Source organism: Streptomyces sp. CB01635, assembly GCF_002803065.1.
Classification (GTDB): Bacteria; Actinomycetota; Actinomycetes; order Streptomycetales; family Streptomycetaceae; genus Streptomyces.
The window spans coordinates 54,510-80,718 of sequence record NZ_NNBL01000034.1; the positions used below are offsets into that span (position 1 = coordinate 54,510).

Annotated in this window: 22 protein-coding genes and 4 pseudogenes; 14 read left to right on the forward strand and 12 right to left on the reverse strand. The window is 67.4% G+C overall.

The genetic code is table 11. The features are described 5' to 3' along the window. Positions 1 to 454 precede the first annotated feature (454 nt). On the reverse strand, positions 455 to 1,681 hold the full coding sequence (locus tag CG723_RS40830; protein WP_159032651.1) for a pentapeptide repeat-containing protein: 1,227 nt from the start codon (positions 1,679 to 1,681) through the stop codon (positions 455 to 457). Between the two features lie 74 nt (positions 1,682 to 1,755). Here CG723_RS40830 and CG723_RS40835 point away from each other — a divergent pair, with 74 nt between their 5' ends. Beyond that, positions 1,756 to 2,148, forward strand: coding sequence for an NUDIX hydrolase (locus tag CG723_RS40835; RefSeq protein ID WP_100598619.1), 393 nt, complete (start codon positions 1,756 to 1,758; stop codon positions 2,146 to 2,148). 196 nt (positions 2,149 to 2,344) lie between these two features. Here CG723_RS40835 and CG723_RS48305 read toward each other — a convergent pair. The 3 genes and pseudogenes from CG723_RS48305 to CG723_RS46610 form a co-directional block, all read right to left on the reverse strand. Then, positions 2,345 to 2,614, reverse strand: a pseudogene (locus CG723_RS48305) (DUF6082 family protein); the annotation flags it as partial. A 134-nt stretch (positions 2,615 to 2,748) separates the two neighbouring features. Beyond that, positions 2,749 to 3,517, reverse strand: a pseudogene (locus CG723_RS40840) (transposase family protein). A 311-nt stretch (positions 3,518 to 3,828) separates the two neighbouring features. Continuing rightward, positions 3,829 to 4,254 carry a hypothetical protein gene (locus tag CG723_RS46610; protein WP_159032652.1) on the reverse strand — a complete coding sequence of 142 codons (426 nt, stop codon included), beginning with the start codon at positions 4,252 to 4,254 and terminating at the stop codon, positions 3,829 to 3,831. 329 nt (positions 4,255 to 4,583) lie between these two features. On the opposite strand from CG723_RS46610, the gene CG723_RS40850 reads away from it, so the two are divergent. Continuing rightward, positions 4,584 to 5,180 carry a DUF6082 family protein gene (locus CG723_RS40850; RefSeq protein WP_100598621.1) on the forward strand — a complete coding sequence of 199 codons (597 nt, stop codon included), beginning with the start codon at positions 4,584 to 4,586 and terminating at the stop codon, positions 5,178 to 5,180. Positions 5,181 to 5,552: 372 nt separating this feature from the next. Here CG723_RS40850 and CG723_RS40855 read toward each other — a convergent pair whose 3' ends face one another. Next, complete coding sequence (locus CG723_RS40855) at positions 5,553 to 6,236, reverse strand: HNH endonuclease family protein (RefSeq protein ID WP_199842088.1); 684 nt, start codon at positions 6,234 to 6,236, stop codon at positions 5,553 to 5,555. 240 nt (positions 6,237 to 6,476) lie between these two features. Continuing rightward, positions 6,477 to 7,130: a hypothetical protein gene (locus CG723_RS40860; protein WP_159032653.1), complete on the reverse strand. Its 654-nt coding sequence runs from the start codon at positions 7,128 to 7,130 to the stop codon at positions 6,477 to 6,479. 200 nt (positions 7,131 to 7,330) lie between these two features. Between CG723_RS40860 and CG723_RS40865 the strand changes: the two genes are divergently transcribed. Then, positions 7,331 to 7,675: a hypothetical protein gene (locus CG723_RS40865; RefSeq protein WP_100598623.1), complete on the forward strand. Its 345-nt coding sequence runs from the start codon at positions 7,331 to 7,333 to the stop codon at positions 7,673 to 7,675. Beyond that, positions 7,639 to 7,839: pseudogene (locus CG723_RS48310) on the forward strand (chaplin); the annotation flags it as partial. The gene CG723_RS40865 and the pseudogene CG723_RS48310, both read left to right, overlap by 37 nt. Positions 7,840 to 8,187: 348 nt before the next feature. Here the strand turns inward: CG723_RS48310 and CG723_RS40875 are convergent. The 3 genes from CG723_RS40875 to CG723_RS40885 all read right to left on the reverse strand — a co-directional run bounded on the left by CG723_RS40875 (position 8,188) and on the right by CG723_RS40885 (position 10,152). Further along, the gene (locus tag CG723_RS40875) at positions 8,188 to 8,466 is read right to left on the reverse strand and encodes a helix-turn-helix domain-containing protein (protein ID WP_234374787.1); all 279 of its coding nucleotides are present in this window, start codon (positions 8,464 to 8,466) and stop codon (positions 8,188 to 8,190) included. A 100-nt stretch (positions 8,467 to 8,566) separates the two neighbouring features. Next, positions 8,567 to 9,151 carry a hypothetical protein gene (locus CG723_RS40880; protein ID WP_100598624.1) on the reverse strand — a complete coding sequence of 195 codons (585 nt, stop codon included), beginning with the start codon at positions 9,149 to 9,151 and terminating at the stop codon, positions 8,567 to 8,569. Next, positions 9,148 to 10,152: a DUF6286 domain-containing Asp23/Gls24 family envelope stress response protein gene (locus tag CG723_RS40885; RefSeq protein ID WP_100598625.1), complete on the reverse strand. Its 1,005-nt coding sequence runs from the start codon at positions 10,150 to 10,152 to the stop codon at positions 9,148 to 9,150. Before CG723_RS40885 ends, CG723_RS40880 begins: the two co-directional genes overlap by 4 nt. 483 nt (positions 10,153 to 10,635) lie before the next feature. Between CG723_RS40885 and CG723_RS49425 the strand changes: the two genes are divergently transcribed. Beyond that, on the forward strand, positions 10,636 to 11,724 hold the full coding sequence (locus tag CG723_RS49425) for a lamin tail domain-containing protein (protein ID WP_442802634.1): 1,089 nt from the start codon (positions 10,636 to 10,638) through the stop codon (positions 11,722 to 11,724). 690 nt (positions 11,725 to 12,414) lie between these two features. Here CG723_RS49425 and CG723_RS40895 read toward each other — a convergent pair. Then, positions 12,415 to 13,044, reverse strand: coding sequence for a hypothetical protein (locus CG723_RS40895; protein ID WP_100598627.1), 630 nt, complete (start codon positions 13,042 to 13,044; stop codon positions 12,415 to 12,417). Between the two features lie 622 nt (positions 13,045 to 13,666). Here CG723_RS40895 and CG723_RS40900 point away from each other — a divergent pair. The 9 genes from CG723_RS40900 (at position 13,667) to CG723_RS40940 (ending at position 25,261) form a co-directional block, all read left to right on the forward strand. Further along, complete coding sequence (locus CG723_RS40900) at positions 13,667 to 14,905, forward strand: IS256 family transposase (protein ID WP_100598628.1); 1,239 nt, start codon at positions 13,667 to 13,669, stop codon at positions 14,903 to 14,905. A 487-nt stretch (positions 14,906 to 15,392) separates the two neighbouring features. After that, entirely contained in the window at positions 15,393 to 15,812 is a 420-nt protein-coding gene (locus tag CG723_RS46615; RefSeq protein ID WP_100598629.1) for an effector-associated constant component EACC1, read from the forward strand. Positions 15,813 to 15,895: 83 nt separating this feature from the next. Then, a complete protein-coding gene (locus tag CG723_RS40910) occupies positions 15,896 to 20,467 on the forward strand; it encodes a caspase, EACC1-associated type (protein WP_159032655.1) in 4,572 nt (1,523 codons plus the stop codon). Between the two features lie 388 nt (positions 20,468 to 20,855). Further along, the gene (locus CG723_RS40915; RefSeq protein WP_100598631.1) at positions 20,856 to 22,067 is read left to right on the forward strand and encodes a helix-turn-helix domain-containing protein; all 1,212 of its coding nucleotides are present in this window, start codon (positions 20,856 to 20,858) and stop codon (positions 22,065 to 22,067) included. Positions 22,068 to 22,188: 121 nt separating this feature from the next. Next, positions 22,189 to 22,551 carry a hypothetical protein gene (locus CG723_RS40920; RefSeq protein WP_234374788.1) on the forward strand — a complete coding sequence of 121 codons (363 nt, stop codon included), beginning with the start codon at positions 22,189 to 22,191 and terminating at the stop codon, positions 22,549 to 22,551. Beyond that, positions 22,548 to 22,751, forward strand: a complete 204-nt coding sequence (locus CG723_RS40925) for a hypothetical protein (RefSeq protein WP_100598632.1) — start codon at positions 22,548 to 22,550, stop codon at positions 22,749 to 22,751. The genes CG723_RS40920 and CG723_RS40925 overlap by 4 nt, the downstream gene beginning before the upstream one ends. A 566-nt stretch (positions 22,752 to 23,317) precedes the next feature. Further along, positions 23,318 to 24,058: a VWA domain-containing protein gene (locus tag CG723_RS40930; RefSeq protein ID WP_234374789.1), complete on the forward strand. Its 741-nt coding sequence runs from the start codon at positions 23,318 to 23,320 to the stop codon at positions 24,056 to 24,058. 276 nt (positions 24,059 to 24,334) lie between these two features. After that, positions 24,335 to 24,655, forward strand: coding sequence for an ankyrin repeat domain-containing protein (locus CG723_RS40935; RefSeq protein WP_100598633.1), 321 nt, complete (start codon positions 24,335 to 24,337; stop codon positions 24,653 to 24,655). 117 nt (positions 24,656 to 24,772) lie between these two features. Further along, positions 24,773 to 25,261 carry a DUF4265 domain-containing protein gene (locus CG723_RS40940; RefSeq protein ID WP_234374790.1) on the forward strand — a complete coding sequence of 163 codons (489 nt, stop codon included), beginning with the start codon at positions 24,773 to 24,775 and terminating at the stop codon, positions 25,259 to 25,261. A 63-nt stretch (positions 25,262 to 25,324) separates the two neighbouring features. Here CG723_RS40940 and CG723_RS40945 read toward each other — a convergent pair. Together CG723_RS40945 and CG723_RS40950 are read right to left on the reverse strand one after the other, a co-directional pair. Then, a pseudogene (locus tag CG723_RS40945) lies at positions 25,325 to 25,543 on the reverse strand (IS5 family transposase); the annotation flags it as partial. A gap of 62 nt (positions 25,544 to 25,605) precedes the next feature. Beyond that, complete coding sequence (locus CG723_RS40950; protein ID WP_100598634.1) at positions 25,606 to 26,085, reverse strand: collagen-like protein; 480 nt, start codon at positions 26,083 to 26,085, stop codon at positions 25,606 to 25,608. Positions 26,086 to 26,209: the final 124 nt, after the last annotated feature.

The window sequence follows — 26,209 nt, forward strand, 5'->3', positions numbered from 1 at the left end:
GCGTTCCCCACTGTGGTGCCACGGCGCCAGGCGCAGACTCCACTCTGGCCACAGCGCGGTCGGCAGCATCCGGGCTCTGGCGACCTGGTTGCTCGGTGAGCGGGCGGAAGCGACGGCGGTTCGGTGGCGCAGCCGTGCCACGGGCATCACCTTCGCCTCCCGGCTGCAGCGCAGCGCTGCTTGGAGGCCGAGTGAGATGGTGCCGTCCAGCAAGGCGACACCACCGGGGTGCAGCGGGGTGCCGGCCACCCGCTCGGTCAGCCACTGCGCCGCCTGCCCGGCGGACCAGCGGGGCCACCGGTTGCGACGAGGCAGCCGCGGTGGCAGAGCACCAACCTTTGACTGGGGCTGGATGCCCCACCGGTCCCGGAGCCGCTGTTGCTGTCCCACGGCTGATCCTGGATACACGATGCGCCTCCACCTCAACCGGGTTGGAGGCGCATCGTTGTGCGGACTATGAACGAGGACGTGATGGTGGATCCGCCGGCTGCCCTGGTGTGGAGTTCCCATCGGGTACGGGCGGGGGCGGCCCCACGGCTTCAAGCGAGCGTTGGAGCGCTTCGCAGTGGGCGATGCGAGCCTGCACCTTGGGGTCCTGTGCGAGGTGCGTGGGCAGCTTTGTCGACTGATAGATGCGTGCCCTACAAAGCACGTCCGCCGTCAGTCCAGATACTTCATCCAGCACCGCGCCTTTCAGGTAGGCGTCTGCCAGGTCCACTCCCTCCAGAGCCACTTGCCTCATGCGCGCGCCCGATAGGAGCGCTCCCCGCAGGTTCGCGCCAGTCAGGTCTACATGGTGCATACGGGCATGACTGAGACGGGCCCACTTCAGGTGTGCCGCGGCTAGGTTCGTGTGCGACAACTTCGTGGCATCCAGGTTTGCCCGGCTTAGTTGTGCCCTCGACAGGTTCGCGTCGCTCAGATTGGCCATCGCCAGGTACGCCCTTTGCAGTTGAGCGCCTCTGAGATCGAGCTCAGCCATGTTCAGGGATGCACCGTTGATCGTGCGTAGGTCGGCGCGGGCTCGCCCTCCCTCCCAGTTCCGGCCGAGTACGTTGATAGCGGAGCGAACGTCGGCATCAAGCGGGCTCGTGTGATCCTCCTTCAGCCCACGCACCTCTGGGTCCAGGCCGCGCTGAGTCCCCTCACCATCCGCGCCGGACGGAGGCAGCTTGTCACGAACGAACGCAGCAAGGACTTCGGTGACCGTTCCTCGGTCTTTCTCCGAATCCTGCATGATCCGTTCAAGGCTGTAGATGCCGCCGAGTCGTTCGTGGAGTTTGTCGGAGGCGAGTAGTTTGATTGCGTCGACGTATCGATCGGTGACTTGACCTTCGCGGGTCAGTTCGGCCTGCTCACGGTCCTTGGCTCGGGTGTGCTCGAAGAGCTTCTCGGTCTGCTGGTGGCTCTTGTGGGTGTACCAGAGACCTGCTGCCGCGACGGCGCCGGCGACGATGGCGATGAGCATGGTGCGGAAGCCCGTCACGATGATCCCGGCACTCGAGACGAGCTGGCCCTTGTCGTCGCGGAGGTGGTGACCTTCGATCCACCAGGGTCCCCAGATGAGGAGCACGACGAAGGCCGCGGTCCCGACGATGCCTGCGGTCCAAGCCCAGCGGGGGTGGTGCTTGTACCACCGGTCGCGCTGCTGGTCAGACCGCCCTGGCGTCTCCATCGTCATGGCGGCATGATCCCCTACCGGCGGGAGGCGCATGCGGTGAACGACTGTCTTCAAAGCGAGAGTTGAGGTTGGGCATGGAGCCGACGATCGCGGGCGCCGTGGTCGGGCACGAGGGCGAGGTACTGCTGGTTCGCCGCGCCGTCCCCGAGGGCGATCTGGTGTGGCAGTTTCCGGCGGGCAAGGTCGACCCCGGCGAGACGCAGGAGGAGGCGGCTGTGCGGGAGGCCTTGGAGGAGGCGGGGGTCGTCGTCGAGCCGCTCACCATCATCGGTGAGCGGCTACATCCGGTGACGGGACGGCGGGTCGTGTATGTCGCCTGCCGGTGGCTGTCGGGTGCGGCTCGGGCGGCTTCTCCGCGGGAGGTGGCTGAGGCGGCGTGGGTGTCGATGGACGGGCTGGCGGAGCGGATCCCGGGCGGAGTGTACGGGCCAGTGTGGGAGTACCTTGCTGGGCCTGCTCTGCCCTGAACCGCACACGTTTCCGCCCCTGCGGCCCGGTCTGGACTGCGGCGACGTCGCTACCTCGCGGTGCGTCGAGAGTCTCTCGCGCGAGGTGGCTGGGGTGGGCGTCTGCGCAACGGCGGGTCCCCGACCACCCACCATTCGTCTTCGCCTTCGGCATGTCGATGATCAATTGATCGACCAAGCGTCCGAGACGGGCCTCGGTTGACGTCTGCTCCAGAGTGGCTCGCAGTCCTCGCGACAGCTCCCAGTATTCGCGCATGATCGGGGAGTGGAATAGATCCCGCAGACGCCCACGCAACCCCTCAGGGTCGAGAATCCCTGCCAGGTAGAGGTGAATCGCGTTGATGTACCAGGCATTGGCGAAGAAAAACTGCCGCAATTTCTCCACCGGGATCGACACGTCGTAGGTGTCGATTGCCGACGGGAGTGACGGATCATCAACCGCCTGCTTGCGTAACTCCCAGTACATGCGCTGTCGATGCGCCCGAGCTGCAAGCTGCTGCTCGCCCTGGAAACGAGATGGCGGTCTGCACCCTAAGGGGTGTCCCGTAAATGATCTTCGGTGTGGTCAGAGTGCGGCCGACCGTTGCGGGGGCCTGCCGTTTATCCGGCGAGGTTGAGGTTGTGCAGGCGGGCGATGCCGAGCATCGCGTGTTGGACGCCGTCGCCCCTGAGGCGGCAATCGCGCAGGATCTTCCAGCACTTCATGCGGGCGAAGACGTGCTCGACGCGGGCGCGGACCTGTTTGTGGGAGGTGTTGTGCGTCTTCTGTCAGTCGGTCAGTTCTTCGCCTTTGCGGCGGCGGTGCGGCATCACCAGGCCGGTGCCCGGATAGCCGCCGTCCGCGATGGTCATCGTCGTGCCGACGGCGTCCTTCGCACCGGATTCCTCCCACGCCCTGCAGTCGTTGCGGTTGCCGGGCAGCGGCCGGCCGACGACCACGACGAGCCGGGTGTCCGCATCGATGACGACCTGGTGGTTCGTGGAGTAGCGGTAGTTCTTCGACTGCTCGGCCACCGCATGGTCGCGGGTGGGCACCAGGGTGCCCACCCGCGATCAGCACGGCGTCCTTCGCGAACCGCTGGCGCGGCCGGAGTGCGAGCTTCGGCCCGAGGTGGTCGATGATCCGGTCGGCGGCGGACTTCGAAACGCCGAAGAGTGGGGCGAGTTGACGCATCGTCAGATTGGTGCGCCAGTACGCCACGACCAGAAGCACTCGGTCCTCCAGCGGCATGCCCCACGGGCGCCCGCGCCGCGGCTCGTCCGAGACCTCACGGCGCACCACGGTCATCAACTTGCCGAAGCCACGTGGGCTCAGCCCGGCGAACGGGGCTATCCAGGAAGGCTCCGACGCCGTGATCACACCAGCCATATCAAGATCATCTCACTCGTGACCAGACGTCCCGAGGGGTGGGCAAGGGCGGGCTCCTGGCTTCACAAGGCCAACATCCACTCATCGCCCACCAGTTGATCATCACCCTTGTGGCCCTGGTTAAGGTCCCCTCATGGCAAGCCACCCCCAGGACCGCAGCGGCCATGACACGGCCGTGGTCGTCGCCCACGGATATACGCGCGCCTCAGCAAGATCCTTTTACCAGCTCTGTGTGCTGGTGAACCGGGTGCCACGGCCGACGCGCACGGGTAGGACGAGCTATGGCAGCGCGAGAAGAACGGGCCGAGCCGTCAGTTGGCCTTGTGACTGTCGATCCGCGTGAAACGGCAGCCGATGCTGTTGTCCGCGTCCTCTCCTGGTGTCTGCAGAAGGGTCAGTCGGCCCTCATCCTGCAGCATCGTCAGCGGCTCAAAAGTGTCGCCTCTCTTCACTTCGAGCTCCTGCTGGCCTTGATAGCTCTCCAGCGTCCAGGTCCCTTTCCCGCTTTGTCTGCCGGTGATACGGCCCTTGTCCACGCTGTAGCCAGTGGCCCACCGCTTCCACCCAGCCGAACCGTCCTCTTCCAGTTCGAGAGAGGAACCGCACGAACCGCCAGCATGCCAGCGTCCCACCAGATCGAAGCGGCTGACGGCGTGGGTCGCCCCCTCCGAGGAGCATCCGGCGAGGAGTCCTGCACCGAGACAGAAGAGGACCGTAGCGGCCAGACGCTGGTTCATGCATGCCCCTCAAATCACGGTGAAGGGACACAGAATATGCCGTGACCAGCAGTTACGGGACAGGCCTTAGGCGGAGAAACGACGCCAGCTTTCCCGCGACCACACTGCAGTGCACAGCAATTCGCATCATCGATACCTCCCCTGGCCGAAGCTACCACTCGCGCTTCGTAGCTGACGATGCTTGAGCCCAGGGGCGGTCTTGTCGGTCGGCCGGTGACCCGACAGCATGTGATCGTTTGCCGAGCGGAGCTGCACGGAAGGGTGGAGTTGCTGTGAGACTGCGGACGTTGTCAAGACGAGGACTCGGCTGGGGTCTTCTGGCTGGGGCTGTGACCCTGCTGGTTGCGGGAACCCCGTCCATCCTGCGGTGGGCCGCGCCGAGGGGGATGGACTGGGGAGAGCTCAGCAGCATCAGCCAGGCCTATGGCGGCCTGGGGGTGTTGTTCTCAGGTGCAGCGTTGATTGGCATCGTGATTTCAATTCGGCAGCAAAACACTCAGGCCCGGATGGCTCTAGTCGAGGCTCAGAGAACTGCGCATCGAGAGACTTTGTTCGAGATCATCAGCAATCCAGAGCTCATACCGTGTACGGAGCCACTGAATATCGGCCAGACCGAAACTCGGTGGAAACAACTACTCTTCACCAACATGCATGTCGCCACGTTGCGAACAGATTACGTCCTAGGCCGCTTCAGCGACGACCACTTGCGAGTCGTGCTCGAGTTGCACTTCAGAGGAGAGATCGCTCGTCAGCACTGGGAGATCAGTCGTTCTACTTGGATGGCTGTCGGGGCAGCGGAAGGAGGAGCGGATGCAAGGTTCGCCCGCCTCGTCGAGGCGGAGTACGCGCGTGCGGTGCAGAGCGGCTCGCCGGTGCCAGCGGACTCCTATGTCGCCCCCGAACCCGAGCCGAGTTCCGGTGCCTGATGCCTGACGCCTGATGCATGCAACCGAGCCGGCGCCCCGTCTCAGGTTTCGAAGTAGGCCACGGTGACGATGTTGGCGCACCGCCCGCCGGGCCGACGTGCTCTTCGCGGTGATCCGCGACGGCACTTTCTACGAACCGCAGCCGGCGTCAGAGACGTGGTGCTCTCCTTCTACGGACGCTGATCCACTCAGGCCGGAAGCTGGCGGCTCGGATCCTCCACCGCTCACACGACAGCGCCCCCCCGCTCCGCCGTCGCGGACCGGGGGGCGCTGTTGCCGAGGCCATGGATGCCGATCTGTCCGTAGTGGATCCGCCGGCCCGCACTATTCCCCCTTGCCCCTCCCAAATACAGGGTGGGCGTTGCGCTGAGGCTATCGCGCGAGGGTGACCTTAACTGGGGCGTTGGGGCACTGGGCCAAGTCGTCAGACAGGGCGCTCTGTTCGGCCGGGTCGATGGCAAGCTGCCAGCGCACTTTGACGACGATCCAGTCTCGAAGGTAGTCGCAGTGGTCGCTTGCGGCGGGCGGCATCCAGGTCGCGGGGTCTTGGTCGGCTTTGCTTCGGTTCGACTTTGCGGACACGGCGATGAGTGCGCGGTCGTCGCCGAGGTCGTTGGCGTAGGCCTGGCGTTCGGCCGCGGTCCAGCGTGAGGCGCCAGAGTCCCAGGCTTCAGCGAGCGGGACCCGGTGGTCTACGTCGAGGCCGCTTGCCCCGTCGATGTACTGGTCGTCGTACTCCGAGTACCAGCGTCCGCCGGTGAGCTTGCACTTGAGGCCCTGCTCGGGGGTCATGAATGCTTCGGCCTTGAGGACTTCGGCGCGGGTGTTGCAGCCGTCTTTGTCGGCGTCGATCCAGTGCTTGAAGCTGGTGCGCTGGTAGCCGGTGCGGTCTTCGTCCGCGATGGGCAGGGCTTTCAACGCGTACTGGAGGGGGGTGGTGATGACGTCGCCGGGACTACCGAAAGGCCCGGGCGCGGCCTGGGCTGTTGTGGCGGTGGGGATGGCGAGTACGGCGATGGCGCTGAACAGGGCAGCAGTGCGGGCGAAGGTGCGCACGAGGCTCCTCGAAGATCAAGAACGGGTCAGGTTCTTCGTAGCGGGATGCCGCCCGGCGAGTCGACACCACGACGGGCCGATTCACTCGCGAGTGGGGATAGTCAGCCCGTCATACGGCCGCGCGCGCCGCGCCAAGGTGCCCCGCGCCCCTACTGAGGTCTAGGCACGCGGGGCATCGCCATGAAGGGGTGGAGCACCAGAACTCAGCGGCATGAGCTGCTGGTTGTGCGCGCCGGTGGTTCAGGTGAGGTCGATGAGGGTGGGCGTCCGTTCGCTGTCGAGGTCGTACTCGGAGAACTCCCAAGATGCGATCTTGGCATCTCTTGGTAGGCGGTAGACCCAGAGCATCTCGTCCTTGAAGCCGGGTTGCAGTTGGGCGTTGCATTCGGGATTCCCGGCGACTTCGTAGAGGTCGTCGACGGTGTCGAACCGACGGCCCTGGTCGTCGATGAGTGCGTTATTGATGGGGAGGTCGCAGGTGAGGTCCATGCTGCTCTTTGCCTCATTGATGACGACGGTCTTCACAGTTACGAACTTGGCGTCGGCGCCTGCCTTCTTCTGTGCCCCGGCGAGTGTGATGGTGTTGCTCGTCGTCACCTTAGTGATCTTGACGACGGCTCCCCCGTTGCGGGCCTCGTCGCCGGTCTTGACGCCGGCTTCCTGCTCGGTTGGCTTCGCGTCCTGTTCAACTGCCGCGGTTTCCGTGACAGTGACGGTCGGGGTCGGCGCGGCTTCGTCGTCGCCGCGGCTGTTGGCGGTGATAACGCCGACCGTGACGATGGCGACAATAGCGATGGCGGCGCTGCCGATGATGTACGCGTTGGTGCGGTTCTTCTTCACCGGTGCCGTCGGCGGGTAGCTCGGCATCGGAGCCGGCGTGACGTCGTTTTCCATGGTCCCCCCAAGGTGTTGCTGTCGAGCTGTGATTGTGTCGCGTTCGGCGCCTCCTGTGGAGCTTGCGTGATGAAACTGTGTTTGGCATGTGCGCGATGCGGGCGTCGTTGAGCGGGGCCGGTTGCGATTTTGAGAGTGAACGCGGTCCTGGCGAGTGGACGTGGCCGTGACAGCGGGTTCTCGAGAACGTTGGCCTGATCATGGAAGACATTGATGACCGGCTGTCGGAAGTGCTGGATCAGGGCGGCCCGCTGGTCCCGCTGATGACGTTCGCTGAGGCGCGGGTCGTCCGGTACGCACTGCATCTGCTCGGGCAGGGTGACGGGCCGGCGTCGCTGGCTGCCCGCGACATCGTGCGCCGCCTGGGCCGGCGCTTCGAAGCCCAGCACCCTGACAAAGCAACCCTGTTCGGAGATGAGATCCATGGCTTGCCGGTCTCGGCCACGATCCGCACAGCCCTCTCACGGAACTCTGCGTCGAACTTCCGCCTCTTGCCCGCCATGACCCTGTACCGGTCAACGCCTGTGGGAACACGATCAGCGTGATCGGGCTGCTCAACCCCGCCTTCGGCAACACCTGCGTCAACGGATCCCACCACGGGGGCTCCTGGGAACTTGTCGCCCGTGAACCGCTCCCACTCCGAGCCGGGGCCCTGGCTCGGAGTGGGAGCGGAACTCCTGCGGGACGCCTACCGGCGCACTCTCCCTGACCGCGCTCGGAGCCGCCTCGCGAGGAGGCCCGGGGACCGTCCATCACTGCCTGGAAGGACCGATGACCACCGCCTTGCCCTCACGCGCCTGGACCATCACGATCAGCAGTCCAGCTGGGCGTCCCGTACTGACGTGCAGCGCCTGCCCCCTGCCCGCAGCAGCGGCAGGTGTTGCCACGTTCCCGGAGATTCGCCGTCACCTCACACGGCACCTCTCGGAGTCTCAGTTGCCGCCCCACCTGCGCACCTGTCAAGGCCGCGAAAGGTCCTGCACGTTGCACCGGCGTCAGGGACCCTGCGCTGACGGCCATCACCCGTACGGTCACCGTTTGTTCGGCGACGAGCGCCTCAAGCGCAGCGTTTTCGCAGGTTACGCAAGGGAGTTGAAGGAGCCTCGGCGCAGAGCAACGGAGCCCGAGAGACGCCGAGGAGCTTTGCGATCGAAGTGACGGTGTTCTCCAGGCGGGCGAGCAGGTCGCGGGCGTGACGTACCTGTTCCTCCGTCATCGCCGGCGGGCGGCCGAGTCGGGCGCCGCGGGCGCGGGCGGCGTCCAGGCCCTCGTTGGTGCCCTGCACGATGAGTTCGCGGATGAACTCCGCGAGCGCCGCGAACACGTGGGCGTTCACGATCCGGTGAGTCCTGTGCGAGGGGAGCGGCAGCTGGCGGCGCGATGCGCGCTCTGTGGTTCGGTGCGTGAGTTGCGAGTTCCGGGCGGGTGGGGAGGAGTCAGCGGACGTGCTGCATGCGGTGTGTTCGGTTGCTGAGTCGTACGCGGGCCTCGACGGTGTACGGGGCGGTGGCGTGCTCCAGTTCCGCGGTGACAGCGGTGAGTGCGTCGAGGACCGCTTCGGGGGCGGTGTCAGGGGCGAGCCAGGTGTGGATCCGCAAGTGCAGGCGTCGGCGCCGGGTATGGATGCGGACGCGGCAGCGGGCGACGCCGTCGATGGCGGTGGCACGCTCGCTCACGGCGCACTCCAGCGCGTGGGTCCGCAGCGTGCCGCCCGGCGCCGCCAGCGGCAGTCGGGAGCGGTTGCGGACGTGGAGCTGGCTGAGCAGCCACAGCGTCAGGAGCAGAGTGGCCGACACGCCGACCGCGGGGACAACGGGCGTCCACCAGTCGTGGCTGCGCAAGGTGGCCAGGCCGTCGCGGTCCAGCAGCACACTGCCGGCGGACGGGACGGGCCATCCGCCGGGCAGGTGCGCGGCGAGGGACGTACGGGCAGTGGCCAACCAGAGGCCGCCGAGGGCCAGCGCCATTCCCGTGACGGCCAGAACGGTGCGGTTGGCGGTACTGCGCGGCTCCCGCATCATCGCTCACCTCCCGCGGTGACCTCGCCGGTGAGCTGCAGGTCGGCCGGGGTCTCGGAGATCGGGGTCCCGGAGATGGGTGTCTCGGAGGCCGGGGTCCCGGAGGCCGGAGGCTGCCACGTGGGCTCCGGGGTGACCGTCAGCTTCAGTCGCGGGGTGCGGCCCAGCCCGCATGCCGCCAGCGCCTGACGCGCGATGGCGGTCGCCTGCTCACGGGCCTGATCACGGTCGCCGAAGGCGAGGCGGGCCCGGACCCGCACGCGTCGCCGGCGCGCCCGTACGTCGACCGCACCCATGCCGGGCACGTCCCCGACCGCGTCCCGGACAAAGGTGGCCACCGTCGCACGGTCGACCGCGGCGTTCCACTCGCGCGAGGTCACGGACAGGGGCATCTGCTGACGGCGTCCGGGCGTCAGCGCGAGCACGATCAGCCACACGCCTAGCAGAGCGACGACAGCACCCGCGACGACGACGGACGTGTCCCCGGGCCCGTGGCCGGCGAGCCAGGACACCACACTCATCCGCCACGCCGCGGCGCCCTGGCCCGTCGCATGCACCCGGATCACATCGGCGGTGACGGCGGCGCAGGCCGCGGCGACGGGCAGGATCACGACGGTCATCGGGACCCTCCGCTGCGACCACCAGCGCCGCGGGGGACGACGTGCGTCCGGCATCTCCTCTGCCTGCGCCACCGGGGGAGTCCGCGCCGAGGACAGGGCAAGCCGCGTGACGGTCAGACGCGCCGCACGGATGTCCAGACCGGTCAGTTCGCCGGTCCGGGCCGCCACATGCCGCTGCACCCTGCGGGCGGTGTCGGACAGCGCCGCCGGATAGGGCAGGGCGACGCGCAGCGCGACGGCGGCGCGGCGCCCGTGGACGGCCACCGAGGTCCTGCCGGTCCCGGAGGCAGGGACCGGCAGGGCCTCCTCGGCCGCCCGTTCGGCGATTCTGCGGACCGCCTTGTCGGCGATGTCCGTCGTGCCCCGCTGGGCCGGGCCGGTCATCGCCGGCTCCGTACGAAGTTCTCCCGCAGGTCGTCCACCTGGCCGCCGCCCTCCAGCCAGGCTCCCGCCCCGTAGCCGGCCCCGCCGAGGGCGGCCTATCGAAGGATTGCGCGCTAATTATTCATACTTGCCTGTTACGTACGGAAGGGGGCTCTGGTGCGAGGCGGGTGGGTGGTGCGGTGGGGGTGTGGGGGAAGGAAACCGCTTCACCCGTGATGATCAGAGGATGGATGCAGTCGCCCGTGAACTGTTCCTGCGGCCTGCAGAGTTGGTTGCCTGCTGCAGGCGACTGTCACAGAAATATCCGGATACTGCGACACGAACCGGCGCAACTCGTACCAGGTCGGTCGGGTGGTCAGTCTGTGGGTCCTCGGCATCAGCCGGGATCCGCAAACCGCCCGCTCCCGGCCCTCCACGCTGGTCCGGGGGCGGGCTCGTACTCCAAGGGGAGCACTGTTGATGTCTTCTCGTTCGATCCGTCGCATGGCCGCCGCGTCTCTCGCGTCCGGCGTCGCTCTCGGCGCGGCCGCGCTTCCGGCCTCCGCCCAGTCCAGCCCCCACCACGCTGCCGCATACCGGTCGGGTGTGGTGATCAGCGGCGTGCAGTACGACTCGCCGGGCTTCGACGACCGCTCCAACTACTCCCTGAACCGGGAATGGATCGACGTCACCAACACCTCCCGTCACAGTGTGAACCTGGACGGCTGGAGGCTGTCGGACGAGGACGGCCACACCTACACCTTCGAACACTTCCGCCTGGGCGGCCGCTCGACCGTCCGTGTCCACACCGGTATCGGCCGCGACACCTACCGCGACGTCTACCAAGACCGCCGCAACTACGTGTGGGACAACCGCTCTGACACCGCCACGCTGCGCAACGACGACGGCCGGTTCGTCGACGAGGTCTCCTGGGGCGGCCGTCACTACCGTGACCGTGACGGCTGGCGCTGGGGCACCTTCGGCGGCCACCACCGTAACCGTGACGGCTGGCGCTGGGGTGACCTCGGCGGCCACCCCCGTGACGCAGGGCACCACGGCGGCGTCGGGGGAGTGCACCCGGGCCAGCACGGTCCGGGCGGCCACCAGGGCCAGCACGGCGGTCAGGGCGGTCAGGGGCAGAACGGTCCGGGCGGCCACCAGGGTCATGGCGGTCAGAACGGCCAAGGCGGCCAGGGCGGTCAGGGGCAGAACGGTCCGGGCGGCCACCAGGGTCAGGGCGGTCAGAACGGCCAGGGTGGCAGCCAGGGTCAGGGCGGCCAGAACGGCCAGGGTGGCAGCCAGGGTCAGGGCGGCCAGAACGGCCAAGGCGGCCAGGGGCAGAACGGTCCGGGCGGCCACCAGGGTCAGGGCGGTCAGAACGGCCAGGGTGGCAGCCAGGGTCAGGGCGGCCAGAACGGCCAAGGCGGCCAGGGGCAGAACGGTCCGGGCGGCCACCAGGGTCAGGGCGGTCAGACCGGCCAGGGCCACGCTGGTCAGGGCGGTCAGGGCGGTCAGGGCGGTCAGGGCGGTCAGGGCGGTCAGGGCGGTCAGGGTGGCGGTCAGGATCAGGCTGGACAGGGCGGCCGCCACTGACCTCGCGTCCGGGGTGACCGTGAAGCAGACGCCGGCCGAGTATTGCTTGGCGGCGCGCAGCGGCCGATTTGGCCTCTGCGCGCCGCTCCGCGTGATCGGGGTCCGAACGCGCAGGAACAGCGTTCCGTGAGTGGTCCCGCGTTCCGCCGCATGCGTGCGAGACCACCGCCTTGAGGATGGCTCTCCTCGTGGTTTCGGGTGTCTGCGCACTGTTCACCCTGCCGCTGTCCTCATCTATCTCCCCGTACTGGCCTTCCTGCGCCGAACCGCCGGCTGGTCCTTAAAATTCGGGCCGCAAGGCATCGACACATCGACACGGTCAGCGCCGCCAGCAGGCATTGCGGTGGAGCGACCTGGACAAGGTCTCGATTGCGGAGATTGATGGGAGGGCGAAGTTATTTCAGCGCGAAGATTCACCTGCATCGGTATACGGGGATCCATGTCAGGCTGGTGAAGGGTGCAAAGCGTCCGCACTCTCGTCCAGCGGGGTGGCCCACGTTGTACCCGGGGAGCATCGTCGCTCGTCAAGGCAAGATGGTCCCGGTCTGTGTTCTCGGGCCGATGACGGACCAGCAGAGAGCCGACCTGGAAGACGCCCTGTCAGCCTGTCGCCGAGCATGGAGCGCACGGGTGGCGCGCGGTTACCCGCAAAGCTGTCGAAGCGTGTGGAAGGCAGGCGGCCACGGGCTGTCAGATGACGGGAGCCGGGGCCTTCTCGGTCGGGGCCTGCACGGTAACTGACGTGTAGAGGACCGAGGCGCCCTGCTTCGAGCGATGGGCCTGGCTCTTGGCGACAAGATTTTCGAGCGTGGTGCGCACGACGGTCGGCTTGATGGTGCGCCGAGGGTGGGCCTCAGCCAGTGTCGAGGCGACTTCCGCCGCGGAACGGGGTTCTTTCTGCTGGTCGAGGTGAGTGCGGATGAGCGCGATCAGCGTGGGCTGCGCCGATGAGGTAGCCGCCTTCGACTCGGCGCCCTGGGTCTTGTCCTTCTTGGCCTGCACGGTGGTCTTTTTCGTGCGGGGGGCCTTGGCTGCATTCTTGGACGGGGCACGCCGGGTGGTGGTCTTGCCGGATGCCTGCTGGGGCAGAGGCGTCGAAGGCTTCGGAGTTGTCGGGGCGGATGCCGGTCGGTTGCCGAGCGTCTTCTGGATGCTGTGCAGCACATTCTGGTCGTCTTGCAGGATGCGCAACTGCGCCTGCAGGGCGGAGTGTTCCGCGCTGATACGTTCCTGTTCCTTGGCGTTGAGATCGAGGTCCTGTGCGACTTGAGTGGCGTACTGAGATGTCACGCTGGTGACGGTGACGGGATTGTCAGTCATGGTGTTGGCCTCTTTTCAGTTCAGGGGTACGGGCGCACCATCGTGAGTGCGCCCGAAGTAGGTGGGCCCGCGTGTTCAGGTGATTTCGCGGGGAACGGTGGTGTGGCAGCGTAGCGATAGTACGCATGGGTGATGGCTCATGTTCCCATCGAGTGATGGATCCATCAGGGTTGAACCTTTGTGCAGGGCGGCCCTTTGAGGGTTGATGCCCGGTCCGGATTGAGCGAGACACACGTGGCGGGTGGTCGGTCGGCTCAATCGTCGTCGGGCTGACTTTCTGCCTTGGCGAGGGGGCGGGGAGCATCTCCCACATCACGCTCGTCAAGTGCACCGGCGGCAATTCCCAGCGACGGACGCTCTACCGCTGACCGTTCGACCTCGTGAGTGGCTTGTGCAGCAAGGGCACGGCCCCCGGCAGTCACTGGAACCATTGTCTGTCCCACCAAGTCCCAGAAGAGGAAGCGGCAGCGAGGTCGCGTACCGGGACGGGTTGCGTCCTGGGAAGTGGTGTACGGGTTCGACCTGATCCGGGGGTTTGCTCCGGCATCGGGAGGGTGCCCGCATAGATGAACGGCCACCGGCTGATCTTCGAAGTGTCGAAGCCTCGAAGGAGATCAGCACGATGACCGCACCAGACAGTCTGCCCCTGCACGCCCTCGCCGAGGACAACCTTGCCGCGGCGAGTCCCGATTTGCTGCGCGCGATGGTCAAGACGTTCGCCGACGCACTCATGTCCGCGGAGGCCGACGCCCTGTGCAACGCCGAGTACGGGCAGGTCAGCGACGAACGCGTCAACCAGCGCAACGGCTATCGCCCGCGCGAGTGGGACACGCGTGCCGGGACCGTCGAACTGGCCGTCCCCAAGCTGCGCCAGGGCAGTTACTTCCCGCACTGGCTCCTCGAACGGCGCCGGCGGGCCGAGCAGGCCCTCATTTCGGTGGTCGCCACCGCCTATCTGCTCGGCGTCTCCACGCGCCGGGTTGAGAAGCTCGCCGAGTCCCTCGGCGTCACCCAGCTGTCGAAGTCCCAGGTCAGCGCGATGGCCAAGCACCTGGACGAGCAGGTCGCCGCGTTCCGCAACCGGCCCCTGGACCAAGGCCCTTACGCATTCGTCTGGGTGGATGCGCTGACCCAGAAGGTCCGCGAGGGCGGCCGCATCATCAACGTCCACGCGCTGATCGCGGTCGGTGTCAACGCCGACGGCCCCCGCGAGATCCTCGGCATCGACGTCGCCACCGCCGAGGACGGGGCCGGCTGGCTCGCCTTCCTGCGCTCACTGATCGCCCGCGGTCTGTCCGGCGTCCAGCTCGTCATCTCCGACGCCCACACCGGCCTGGTCACCGCGATCGGCGCTGTCCTGCCGGGCGCCTCCTGGCAGCGCTGTCGCACTCACTACGCCCGCAACCTGCTCTCCCAGGCTCCGAAATCCGCTCAGCCGTGGGTGGCCACCCTGCTGCGGACCGTCTTCGAACAGCCCGACAGCGACGCTGTCCAGGCCCAGATGCGGCACGTCCTGGACGCACTGGAGGCCAAGTTCCCCAAGGCCGCAGCCCACTTGGACGCCGCTCAGCACGATCTGCTGGCGTTCACCGCGTTCCCTCGCGAGATCTGGCGGCAGATCTGGTCCAACAATCCGCAGGAGAGGCTGAACAAGGAGATCCGACGCCGCACCGACGTGGTCGGGATTTTCCCCGACCGCAACGCCGTGATCCGCCTGGTCGGCGCGGTGCTGGCCGAGCAGAACGACGAATGGACCGAGGCCCGCCGCTACATGGGCCGCGAACTCCTCGCCAAGGTCCGCCTCCACCCGATCGAGTCAGAAACCGACGACACCGCCCTGCCCACCGAACTCACCGCATAGCCTCAAAACGAGATCACCGAGTGGCCGTCAATACACCACTCCCGCGGACGTGACCTTCCGGCTCGCAGATGTCAAGGGAGGAAGGGCTGTCGGCGTGAGGTTCAGCCAGTTGGTGGGCGCGCAGTGCCCGGTAGTGGCGTTCGAGTCCGGAGGTGAGGGTTTCGCTCGCTCGACGTCCTGCTCGGTGGGTTGTTGGCTCGCGGCGGTGACGCCGTCCTGCGCGAGCCGCTTCAGTAGGGTGCCCAGAGCTGGTGGTCGGCCGAGGCGTCCTCGCTCCGCTGCCCATCACTCGCAGATCCGTTGCTCGAGGGTATATTTGCGCAGGGTGCTGGGGCTGACGGGCTGTCCTGGTCTCGTGGATGCCCTCCGCTGCAAGACGCCGTGCTAGGCGCAGGCTTCTCTCGCTCATGCTAATGAACTGCCTTACTGTATATGTGAGTTGAGTAGATGGGCTGAGGCGGCTTCAGGTGTCACGGGGGTGGAACGGATGCGGCTCGTCCTGGACGTGCAGGGGTCTGCGGCGGACACGGCGGATCTGCGGCGATGGTTCGTCCGTCAGCCGGAGCTGAGGGGCGCGCTGGTTCCGCCGGCCACGCAGGTACCGCAACCCGGCACGATGGGGGCTGTCGACCATGTGCTGGAGCTGCTGCTGCAGCCCGGCGGTATGACGGCCGTCGTCGCGGCAGCCGTGGTGGCCTGGCTGCAGAACCGCCGTGGAAGCCACACGGTGACGATCACCAGGCCCGATGGCACGCAGGTCGTCGTCACTGCGGAGAAGGTGCGAGGCCTCACGGCACAGGGCGTGAGCGAGCTGGCCCAGCGGGTCGCCGCGGCACTCGAGGAGCCCTTGGGTCGGCCCGGGGCGGCCGGAGGTGTGGCGGACGCGGTGGACGAGGGGCGACGGTGACGAGCAGCGCGGCGCCTGAGGGAGGCGGACCGTCCGCGGCCGATGCGTATGGCGTCGTATCGCCGGCGGTCGAGGAGCTGTCGGTGAGCGATCTGGCAGGGCCGCACTGCCGCGCCGTGGTGATCGGCACGGGGCAGCACCCCGAGGGCGCCGCGCTGCACGATCTGCCCAGTGCTGTCCGGTCGGCGTGCGACTTGGCCACGGTGCTGAGCGCCGTGTGCGGCATGGCGGAGGACCGCATCGACCTGATGGTCGATCCCGCCACCGCTGCCGAGGTGCTGGCCACGGTCGACTCGGCCGCGCGTCGCGCCGAGGGTGGTGTGCTCCTGGTCTTCTTCGCCGGACATGGCCTGCTTGGCCCGGGCGACCAGCTCTATCTGGCGACGGCGGCTGTCACCGGCCCCGGGGACACTGCGCACGCCGTCCCGTACACAGAGATCAGAAACCGATTGAGCGAGGCGCCACTGCGCCCCGTCGTCGTCCTCGACTGCTGTCTCTCCGGGCTTGCCGACGTCCCCGAGCGCGCGAGCCGGGCCGACCCTTACGCGACGGCACGTCCCGACGGCAGCTTCCTCCTGGCCTCGGCTATGCACTACGCCGCCTCGTTCGCCCCAGAAGGCGAGCGGCACACTACCTTCACCGGTGAGCTGCTGCGGCTGCTGCGCGAGGGGGACCCCGGGGCGCCCCGATGGTTCAGGCTCACGGACCTGTACCGGCACCTGGACCGCAGATTCCAGGGCACACCGGCCCGGCCCCACGCGAGCAGCACCGGTCGGATCGGAGATCTGCGCGTCGCGCGCAACGCCCATGCCGCGGCGGTGATCCCGGAGCAGGACGCAGCCGAGGATCTGAGCAACGCGGATAGCGATAGCCCCTACCCCGGCATGCGCCCCTACCTGCCGGACCAGAGCCACCTCTTCCACGGGCGCGAGCAGTTGACGAGAGACCTCGTCGCGCGGCTGCGCCAGCCCGGACCGGTGGTGCTGGTCGGTCCCTCCGGGGTGGGGAAGTCGTCGCTGCTGCGGGCCGGGCTCTGTCCCGCGGCGGACGAGGCGGGGCTCGGCCCCGTCCTCCTGCTGGAGGGACTGGGGGAACGTCCGTTCCGCACCCTGGCTCAACGCTGGGCCGACGCCGTAGACAGGCCCTTCCACGAGGTCGAACGGGCCTTGGGGGAAGGCAGGTTCGTGCCGCCGGCCGGGGCGGCGGCGCGCCGTCCCGGCGTCCTCGTCGTCGACCAGGCGGAGGAGGCCTTCACTCTCTGCACGGACCTGGAGGAGCGTGCTCTGTTCACCCGGGCCCTGGCCGGAGGGACTGAGGGCGACGCCGAGGACGCCGACGGACGCGCCGGCACGCCACACATCGTGATCGGAATGCGCGCCGACCACTATGAGCACTGCTTGCGCGACGAGACACTCGCGCCCCTGGTGCAGCAGGGGCAGTTCAACGTTCCCGCCATGACCCAGGAGGAACTGCGGCGCGCCATCGAGGGCCCCGCCCGACAGGCGGGTCTGACTTTGGAGGACGGACTCGCCGACGTGCTTCTGCGGGACCTGGGCCAGGCTCGGACGGGCCGCCAGGACGCGGTCGCCCTGCCGTTTCTCGCTCACGCTCTTCAGGAGACATGGGCCCGACGCAGACGAGGCAGGCTCACGTTCGCCGGGTACTACGCGACGGGCGGGCTGTGGGCCTCGGTATCGCACAGCGCGAACGCCATCCACGACAGTCTTCCGGCCGACGAGCAACCCGCTCTGAGGGAACTGCTGTTGCGGCTCGTGCAGGTCGTGGACCGCAGTGGAAGCATCGTCCGTCGGCGGGTCCCGCTCAGCGATCTGGACCACGGTGTGGAGCTGCTCGGCCGGTTGGCCGAGGCACGGCTCGTCGTACTGGACGACGAACATGCCCAGCTCAGCCACGACGCGCTGCTCCACGCCTGGCCGCTGCTGCGTGAGTGGATCGACGAGGATCTGGCAGGGCTGCTTTTGCAACAGCGGTTGGGGACTGCGGCGGACGTCTGGGCCGAGTCCGGCCGACGGCGCGACCTCCTTTACACCGGGCGCCTGTTGCAGTCCGCGGAGGAGGTGCGGGTTAGCGGGGCGCGGATCGTACCGCTGAGGCCGGTGGAACGGGAGTTTGTCGCGGCCGGTGTGCGGCGCCGGAGCATCTGGCGTCGGGGCGTGGCCGCGGCGGTGTGCCTGCTTCTCGTGGTCACGGGACTGGCCGTGTACTTCGGCCTTGACTCGCGTGCGGCGCAGCGTGAGTCGGAGTCCCGTGAGACCCGACTCGTGGCCCAGCAGCTTGCGGCCCGGGCGGACAGTCTCAGGGAGGCCGACCCGCAGACGGCGATGCGGCTGAGCCTGGCCGCGTACCACACGGCCGAGACATCGGAGTCACGCTCCAGCCTCTACGCGTCCTACATGACACTGACGCCGGTCGATCTGCCAGTGCCGGAGCGCTCAGCGGTCCTCGCACTTGCGTACCGACCCGACGGCGCGGTGTTGGCCGCGTCGCACCGGGCGGGCAAGGAGGGGGGACAGGTGCAGCTGTGGGATCTGTCCCGCCGCGGCGTTCCCCGGATGGCACATGCGATCCCCACGACGGGCAGTGCGTCCATCGCCTACCAACCCGGTGGCACGGTACTGGCGGTGCATTCGCCCACCCGCCTCGAACTGTGGGACACCGCCGACCCCGACGAGCCCCAACTGCTCGCCGGCAGACAGGTCCCGCACGAGGTCGCGTACACGCTGGCCTTCAGCCCTGATGGGCGCACGCTAGCCGCCGGTGGCGACAGCGGGCGGTTGCGATTGTGGGACGCGTCCCGGCCCGACGCTCCTGAAATTCGGTTCGACCGGGATGTGGCGGACAGTGCTCTGAAGTCGCTCGCATATAGCGGCAGCGGCGCCTATTTGGTGACCGGCAACGGAGTACGACCGGCCAAGGACGGTGAGCGTCCGGCGCAGGTCAGGGTGTGGGACACACGGGACCCGCTGCGGCCGGTGCTGCGGGACACCGCGGAGACCAAGTCACTCGCCTCGGTGGCGTTCCATCCGCGTCGGCCTCTCGTGGCGACGGCCGGTGCGGCGGGCCTCGCATACTGGGTGGTCGAGGGCGGGCCCGCCGAGGCCCGGTTGCGCCATGTCGAGCAGGGGAAGGACAGCTACGGCCCGCAGTGGGACGGAACGGGGAACGAAATCGTCTCGTCGATGGCGTTCAACAAGGACGGCACCCTGCTGGCCGGCGCGATGAGTTCGGGCAGCCGGACGCTGGTGCGACAGGTGGGGCCGGACGACAACGAGACGCTCTACAGCGGCGATGCCACGACGGATGAACTGACGACGAGCGAAGAAGCCCAGGCTGTCGCCTACAGCCCCGACGGAGTTGTGCTGGCAGCCGGTGACGTGAGCGGGGCGATCCGGCTGTGGCCGAACCGCCCGGCAGCCCCGGCCGTCGTCGGAAAGCTGTCCATGGAACAGCCCGGGGAGAGCGTCCTCAGCAAGGACGGGAGGCTGTTACTCACCGACACACCGGCCCTCGACCCGGTCCAAGGCTCCCCGACGGTACGGGTGTGGGACGTGCGGAAACCGTCGGCACCCCGTGTGCGCTTCACAGTGCCGCGTGGCTGGGAGGCCAATTCGTTCCTGCCTGGCGACGGCGCCACGGCGCTCCTCACACACCAGTGGCGCGAGGGGTCGGACCGGCACACCTTCCGGTTCTGGGTCTTCGGCCGCTCGGGCGCACCGAAGCAGGGCAGGCCTTTCCACGTCGAAGCGCAGGACCTCATGACCCGTACGAGCACCGACGGAAAGCTGCTCGCCGCAGGGACATCGACCGGCGGGGTCGAACTGTGGGATGTCAGCGATCCGTTGCTCCCGGTCCGGCGATCCGTTTCCGACATGGAGCTCAGTGGCGATCTCTTCAGTACCGGACGCCTGTGGTTCACAGGGGACAAGGCACTGGGCACGGTGGCGAACGGAGTGGACATACGGCTCTGGGACGTCTCCGACCCGACCCGGCCTCGCCTGAGCCGGACCATCGAGGGAGCGGCGGCGGACGGTGGAGCGAGCTATCTGTACCAGAGCAAGATCCTGCTCACCGAAGAGGCCGGGCAGTACCTCAGGCTGTGGGACATGAAGGATCCTGCCCATCCGAAGAAGGCAGGAAAGATCCCCGGTGCCTCCGCAGCCGGCTATCCCGTCGGCACGGACCAGATCGTCACCGTGCTCAAAGACGGCAACGTTCACTTCTGGGACGTACGCGATCCTCGGAAGCCTGAAGTGGACGAGGACCGTACGCTGCGCATCGACCAACTCCCCGACGACGTGCGGGTGACACCGGACGGCAAGAACGTGCTGACGAGCAATCCGTACCGGCTCTGGGATCTTGACGACGACGGCCGCTGGAGTACGCCGAGCACGGTGACACTGGAGGGGGCGAGCCGCGTCGTGGTGTCCAACGCGGTCGACGGCGGGCAGTCGTACATGGCGGTCGAGCCGAAACAGCCGGGCCCGGGCGGCAGGAGCCAGACCTATGTGCTGCCCTACGACACCGACGGCATCTACGAGGAGCTGTGCGAGGGCAGCCCACTGAGTGTCGACAAGAAGCAGTGGACGTCGCTGTTCCCACACCTCATGGACAAGTACCGCAACGCGTGCGAGTGACGAAGCGAATGGTCTGAGCTAGCTCAGGGACTGACCTGCAAGAACGCATAGACCTGGCCAATTGAGGACCCGCACAACGGCTGACCGCCCGGGAGAACGCTGCCACACACGCGCGGCCACCAGGCCGGGCTCAGCGGCTCCGGCCCTACGGGATCGGATACGAGACGGTCGGCTTCGGCCGAGGCACCGGGTCGGCCAGGCCCATGCGCGGCCCGAAGATAGCCCTCCCGGATCCGGGGTCTTCGTCGTCCTACCTGATGAGGGCCACCACTTCGCGGACGTCGGCTCCCTGGCACCAACGTCATGAGATGGCACACCTAGTCGTTCGGAGGCTCCTGCTGCCAGACGGGCACTCTCTCTGGCCGCAAGACCGGCGTACGGTGGCTGCGTGGCTAACGATGATCTGGGGCGAACTCTGCGACGCCTGCGCCGCCTGGCCTCCCTGACCCAGGAGGAGCTGGCCGAGCGCTCGGACGTGTCGGTGGACGTGATCCGGCAGCTTGAGCAGGGGCGGAAGCACTCGGCACGCCTGCCTACGCTCCACGCGCTGGCGAACGGCCTCGGCGTGGAGCTGACGACCCTGTTGGGGGACCCTCCTGCCGTCTCGACGGGGGACAATGACGGGCCGCGCTTCGTGGCCGTGCGGCGCGCCATCATGCCGGTGCTCTGGGTGGCCGAGCCGAAGGCTCCCGGGCCCGATTTCTCACTGTCCGACTTGCGCGAGCAGATCGCAGACGGCTGGACGCAGTACCACGCGGCCGAGTTCGACACCGTCATGAAGACACTTCCCGACATGATTTCGGACGCGCGCACCGCCACGGCATCGCCCGACCGTGCGGACCGGGGAGCCGGTTTCGCGGCGCTGGGCAAGGCCCTCCAGCTGGCCGGGCACGTCGCCGTACGGATGGGGAAAACGGATCTTGCCCTGACCAGTTTGGAGCGCGCCATAGATGCCGCGGGGCACTCGTCCGACCCACTGCTACGCCCCATGATCGTCAACTCCGTTGCGTGGACCTACCAGCGGCAAGGGCGCCTCGGTGACGCCCTGGAGATCGCCCTGCACGCCGCGGACGACACGAAAGAGAGTGGACTGACGGGCACCGCTGACGGCCTGAAAGTCTGGGGCGCGCTGACGATGTCGGCTGCCACGTCGGCCGCGCGCAGCAACGACTACCAGGCAGCAGCTGCGTTGATGGAGCACGCGGAGCAGGAAGCCTCTCGTGTGGCCAAGCTGCCGCAGGGCAGCGACAGCCGGATGGTCAGCGTGTTCAGCCCGTCGTCGGTGCGCATCGAGCGGGTTCGGCTGGCCGTGCAGTACGGGCACCCCGATCAGGCCCTGACGCTGGCGAAGGGGATGCGGCTGAGCAAGGACACCCCGCCCTCGTGGCGGACGTGGCTGCTGCTGGACGTGGCCCGAGCCCATACGGATCTGGGCGACGCGGTAGGGGCAGTGAAGGCCTTGGAGTCGCTTCGCCGGGTGGCGCCGACGTGGATGCAGCATCACACCCTGGCGGTAGCCATCGTGCGCGATCTGTGGGCGCTGCCCAACCACCCTTCAGGGCTTAGGCCGTTGGCCGAGTTCCTCGGGGTCGGCGAATAGCGTCGCGAAACTAGGACGCCACGTCACTGTCACCCTGAGTAGCGCCCCGATTCCATGAGTCGTACAGCGCCCCGGCGACCGCGTGAACGGTCCCGGGGCTGGCCGACCAACAGGAGTCGACATGGCCGACATTACGGGTCGAGCATCCGGCGCGGGAAGCGGACCGAGCAACACCCTTGAGGCGACGCCCATCCAAGTTCCACCCCCTGGCGGCCTGTCCGAGCCGCAAGTGCGCGGAAGGGCCTGCGTGTGGTGCGCCGTCGCCCTGAGCAACTCCACCGCCATCGATCTCGGCATGCGGGAGACGGAAGCCCACGGCACCGCGGCCCGCTGGTTTCCCCGCGGCTGCCGCCCCTGCGCCATCCGGCACGCCTATGCCGCGCAGCTCGACCACGCGCAGACCTGCGAGCAGTGCACCGACGACCCGGGACTCTGCGTTCCGGGAACGTGGCTCCGTCTCGTGATGCGGCAGGTGCGGCGATGAGCGCCCAGCAGAAGACGCCGCAGGAGCACGTGGAGATCCCCGGCATCTGCTTCATCCGGCAGCCCGAAGGAACACGGCGCTGCACTCTGTCGGCCGGCCACCACGGCGCGCACCGGCACTTCTACAGCGGCTCAATCTGCGACGGTTTCCACGTCGGTACGAGCTGGCCGCGCCGGCCCGGCGAGACACAGGCCGACTGAGGACTCCCGCCGCCGGGCGTTTGGAGGTGACCCGCGGCGGGGCGGGGCGGCCGCTCGATGGCGAGCACTGGGGTGGCCGCCCCACACGATGTCGCGCAGGTTGACGTCGAAGTGCGAACGGCCGCCAGGGGCGCCGGACCGACCGGGAAGAAGACGCGGACGTTCGCCACCGCCGACGGCCCTCTCGGGTCGTGACACCGAGGCGCACTGATCGGGGTTCGTTGGAGAACTCTCTCTCGTGTTGACGCACTCGCCTGCGTGAGCGCAGGCGATTCCGGTCTGCACTGCTGCGCAGTGCCACCACGGATCCCTGCTTCACGGGCCCCTGCCGAGTGGTGAGGGTCGGTCTTATGAGGCCTCTACAGGCCTGACTTCCCGCCCACCCGGCGGTAGGTCTGACAACTGCGTTGTCGAACAAGGCGATTCTGCTATGGCGCTGCGGCCCTCCGGGCCGCTACGGGCCAGATGTCCTACGCCTCTATCCTGAAGGGTGGAGCACTGGGCAAGTGTCCGGTAGCGCCTGGACCGAGAGGATGAGGGTGGGACGGGATACAGGAGTGCGGACCATGGACAGGTTTCAAAACGAGGGCCCGGCAATCAGCCTGTCCAAGATGCGGGCGCAGGCCCCGGATTTGGTGAGCCTTTACAAGGCGGCTGGGTCCAGCGTGTGCGCGCACGGTCTCGAGGGGGTGCGTGCTGCTGTGTATCTCGTGCTGGACCGCTCTGGGTCGATGCGGCGCTATTACAAGGACGGCACCATGCAGCATTTCGGTGAGCAGGTCCTCGCCTTGTCCGCGCACCTCGATGACGACGGCACGGTGCCGGTGGTGTTCTTCTCCACCGATGTCGACGGATCCACCGACCTCAAGCTCGGAGACCATCGTGGCCGCATCAACAAGCTGCACGAGAACCTCGGTCACATGGGCCGGACGAACTACCACTGGGCCATCGACGACATCATCGACCACTACCTGGCTTCCGGCAGTCAGGCCCCGGCCCTGGTGATCTTCCAGACCGACGGCGGGCCCACCAGCAAGTTCGCCGCTGAACGATACCTGTGCAAAGCGGCCCGCCTGCCGCTGTTCTGGCAGTTCGTCGGCTTTGGCGACCCCCATGACAACGAGTTCGCCTTTCTCCGCCGCCTCGACGACCTGGCCGTACCCCGACACCGCATCGTCGACAACGCAGGCTACTTCCACGCAGGCCGCGATCCTCGCACCGTAGACGATGATCTCCTCTACGATCGGCTCCTCCAGGAGTTTCCCAGCTGGCTCGAATCGGCCCGCAGCGCTCAGGTCCTGCAGTGAGTGCCGGGACCGGATAGGGAAAACCCAACGCGCAGCGCCCGCAGAGCAGTTGCGAGTCCCCTCTGTTCACCCCTCGGATGGCCGTGGTCGCGGCCGGCGGGCGCTGTCCGAGATCGCCGTGCAGTTGTTATTCGATGGGCGAGAGGCCGTCATCCAGCGCGTCCGGCAGGACATCTAACGCGATGGAAGCGTTCCGGAAGATAAGTGTCGCCCATTGCTCCTCCGTGAATTATTTAGATCACGGAGGAGCGGTTACTGAATCCGATAGAGGTTGTAATGATTGAAAATCCCTGGACGGTGGCCCACCAGGCGGTTGAAGCTAGAAATTTTGAGGAGTTGTCGAGGCTACTCGATGCAGGCGTCGACCCTAACGAGGTCTGTTGCGGTCAGACCCTTCTCGTGCATGCCATTGAGCTCGAAGGGGACTCTGCGGCGCAGTCAAGGGAGCCGATGAACTCGGCACTGACCGCGATTTTGCTCGCCTACGGAGCGGATCCCGAGTTGACTACGCCTGGTACGGATACGCCACTCGAGCTGGCCACCTTTTATGACCACGAGATGGCCCAACGGCTGCTGGCACGGTACCTGCGAATTTGACTGGGTTCTGGCGACTGTCCGTCGGCGATCGAGGCGGGCTGCCAGCCGGATCCGGAAGCACCCACCTTCCAAACTCCGCAGTCCGGTCTGGTGGATGCGAAAGTGGATGATGGTTCGGTGACGAACATCAGCGACGACCACGTGAAGGTCCATTTCCGCATGGACATAGACGAGGATGGCTGGCCGCCGGCGAGTGTCGAGAGCTTGTGGGCTGTAGACCTCGGCGACAGTACGGTGCGGTTGGACAACACGCCCTGGTTCGTTCGCGGAGTCGCCAGCGGAGACGTCATCAGGGTTCAACCGGATGATGATGGTGTTCTCTGGGCCGGGGAAACAGTTCAGCCCTCGCAGAACTGCACCATCCGGCTCATCGTGTTGCAGGACGACGGCTCAGCCGCTGCCCGGCAGAGCGTGCTGGAGGTCTTCCAGCGCCTCGGCACGACGGGCGAAGGCATCGAGCAGTTCCGGATGGTGGCCTTGGATGTCCCGCCGCAGTCAGACCTGCCGAAAATCCGCGAGCTGTTGGAGCACGGCGAGACGAAGGAGTGGTGGCACTGGGAAGAAGGGTGTGTCACTGCCGCTTGGGAAGCCGCTGCGCGATCGTGAGGACAGCGGTTCCCCGTCCCAGCCTGCAGTGAGCAAAGTCTGCATCGTTCTCGTGCTGGTCCGTCATATCCATTCGCCGATCGTGGCGATCAGGGCGGTAGCTTCGAAGCGGACGGCGAGTTTGTCGAAGCGAGTGGCAGCTGCCCGGTTGCGCTTGAGCCGGTTGATCCCGCATTCGACGGCGTGTCGGGCTTTGTAGTCCTCGCGGTCGAAGGCCGGGGGCCGACTGCCGATCTTTCCACGTCGCTTGCGGTTGGCGGCCTGGTCGGCGGGCTCCGGGATCGTGAAAGACGGCGGCGAAGAGGCCGCGGAAGAGCGCCTGGACCAGTCGCCCACCGCAGGATTCAAGACTGCGGAAAGCCTTCGTCCTTCATGCACTGCTGGAAGGCCTTCTCGCGCGTCGCCGAGGTGTAGGTGTCAGTGAGTTGGTCTGCACTGGGGTCGCTGTCACTGCTGTCCGGCCATGCTTCCGCTGCCTGGCTTGTGCAGTAGGCGCGGGCCTCGGTCTGGGTACCGGGCGTGACGCGTGCGTTGCTGTCACCAGGCGGGATGACTGTTCCCACGTCGGTCGCGTCACGGCCGTCTTTCCCTGCCGGCCCTGCCACGCCACGGTTGCCGGCCGGACCGCGCTCTCCGCTTGGCCCGGCGGGTCCGGCGGGGCCCCGCGGGCCAGTCTTTTGACTGCGTGATTGCAGGTCGTGGATCTGCTGTTGCTGAACGATGAGCGCGGCGGTCTGGCCCGCGAAGAGCGCGATCACGATGATCGCGGCGATGATGAGCCGTCTTCGTATGGGCATGGTGCGCGGTGCTTCTACGGCGTCCATTCGCCCCCCTGGCGTGGTTCAGGAGCAAGAGTGTATGGGCTTAAGACGTCATCTCAAGGGGCCCTGTCAATCCCCCCGAATCGTGGAGACCTTCTTATGCAGCCAGCCCCTCGTTGAGGCTGGC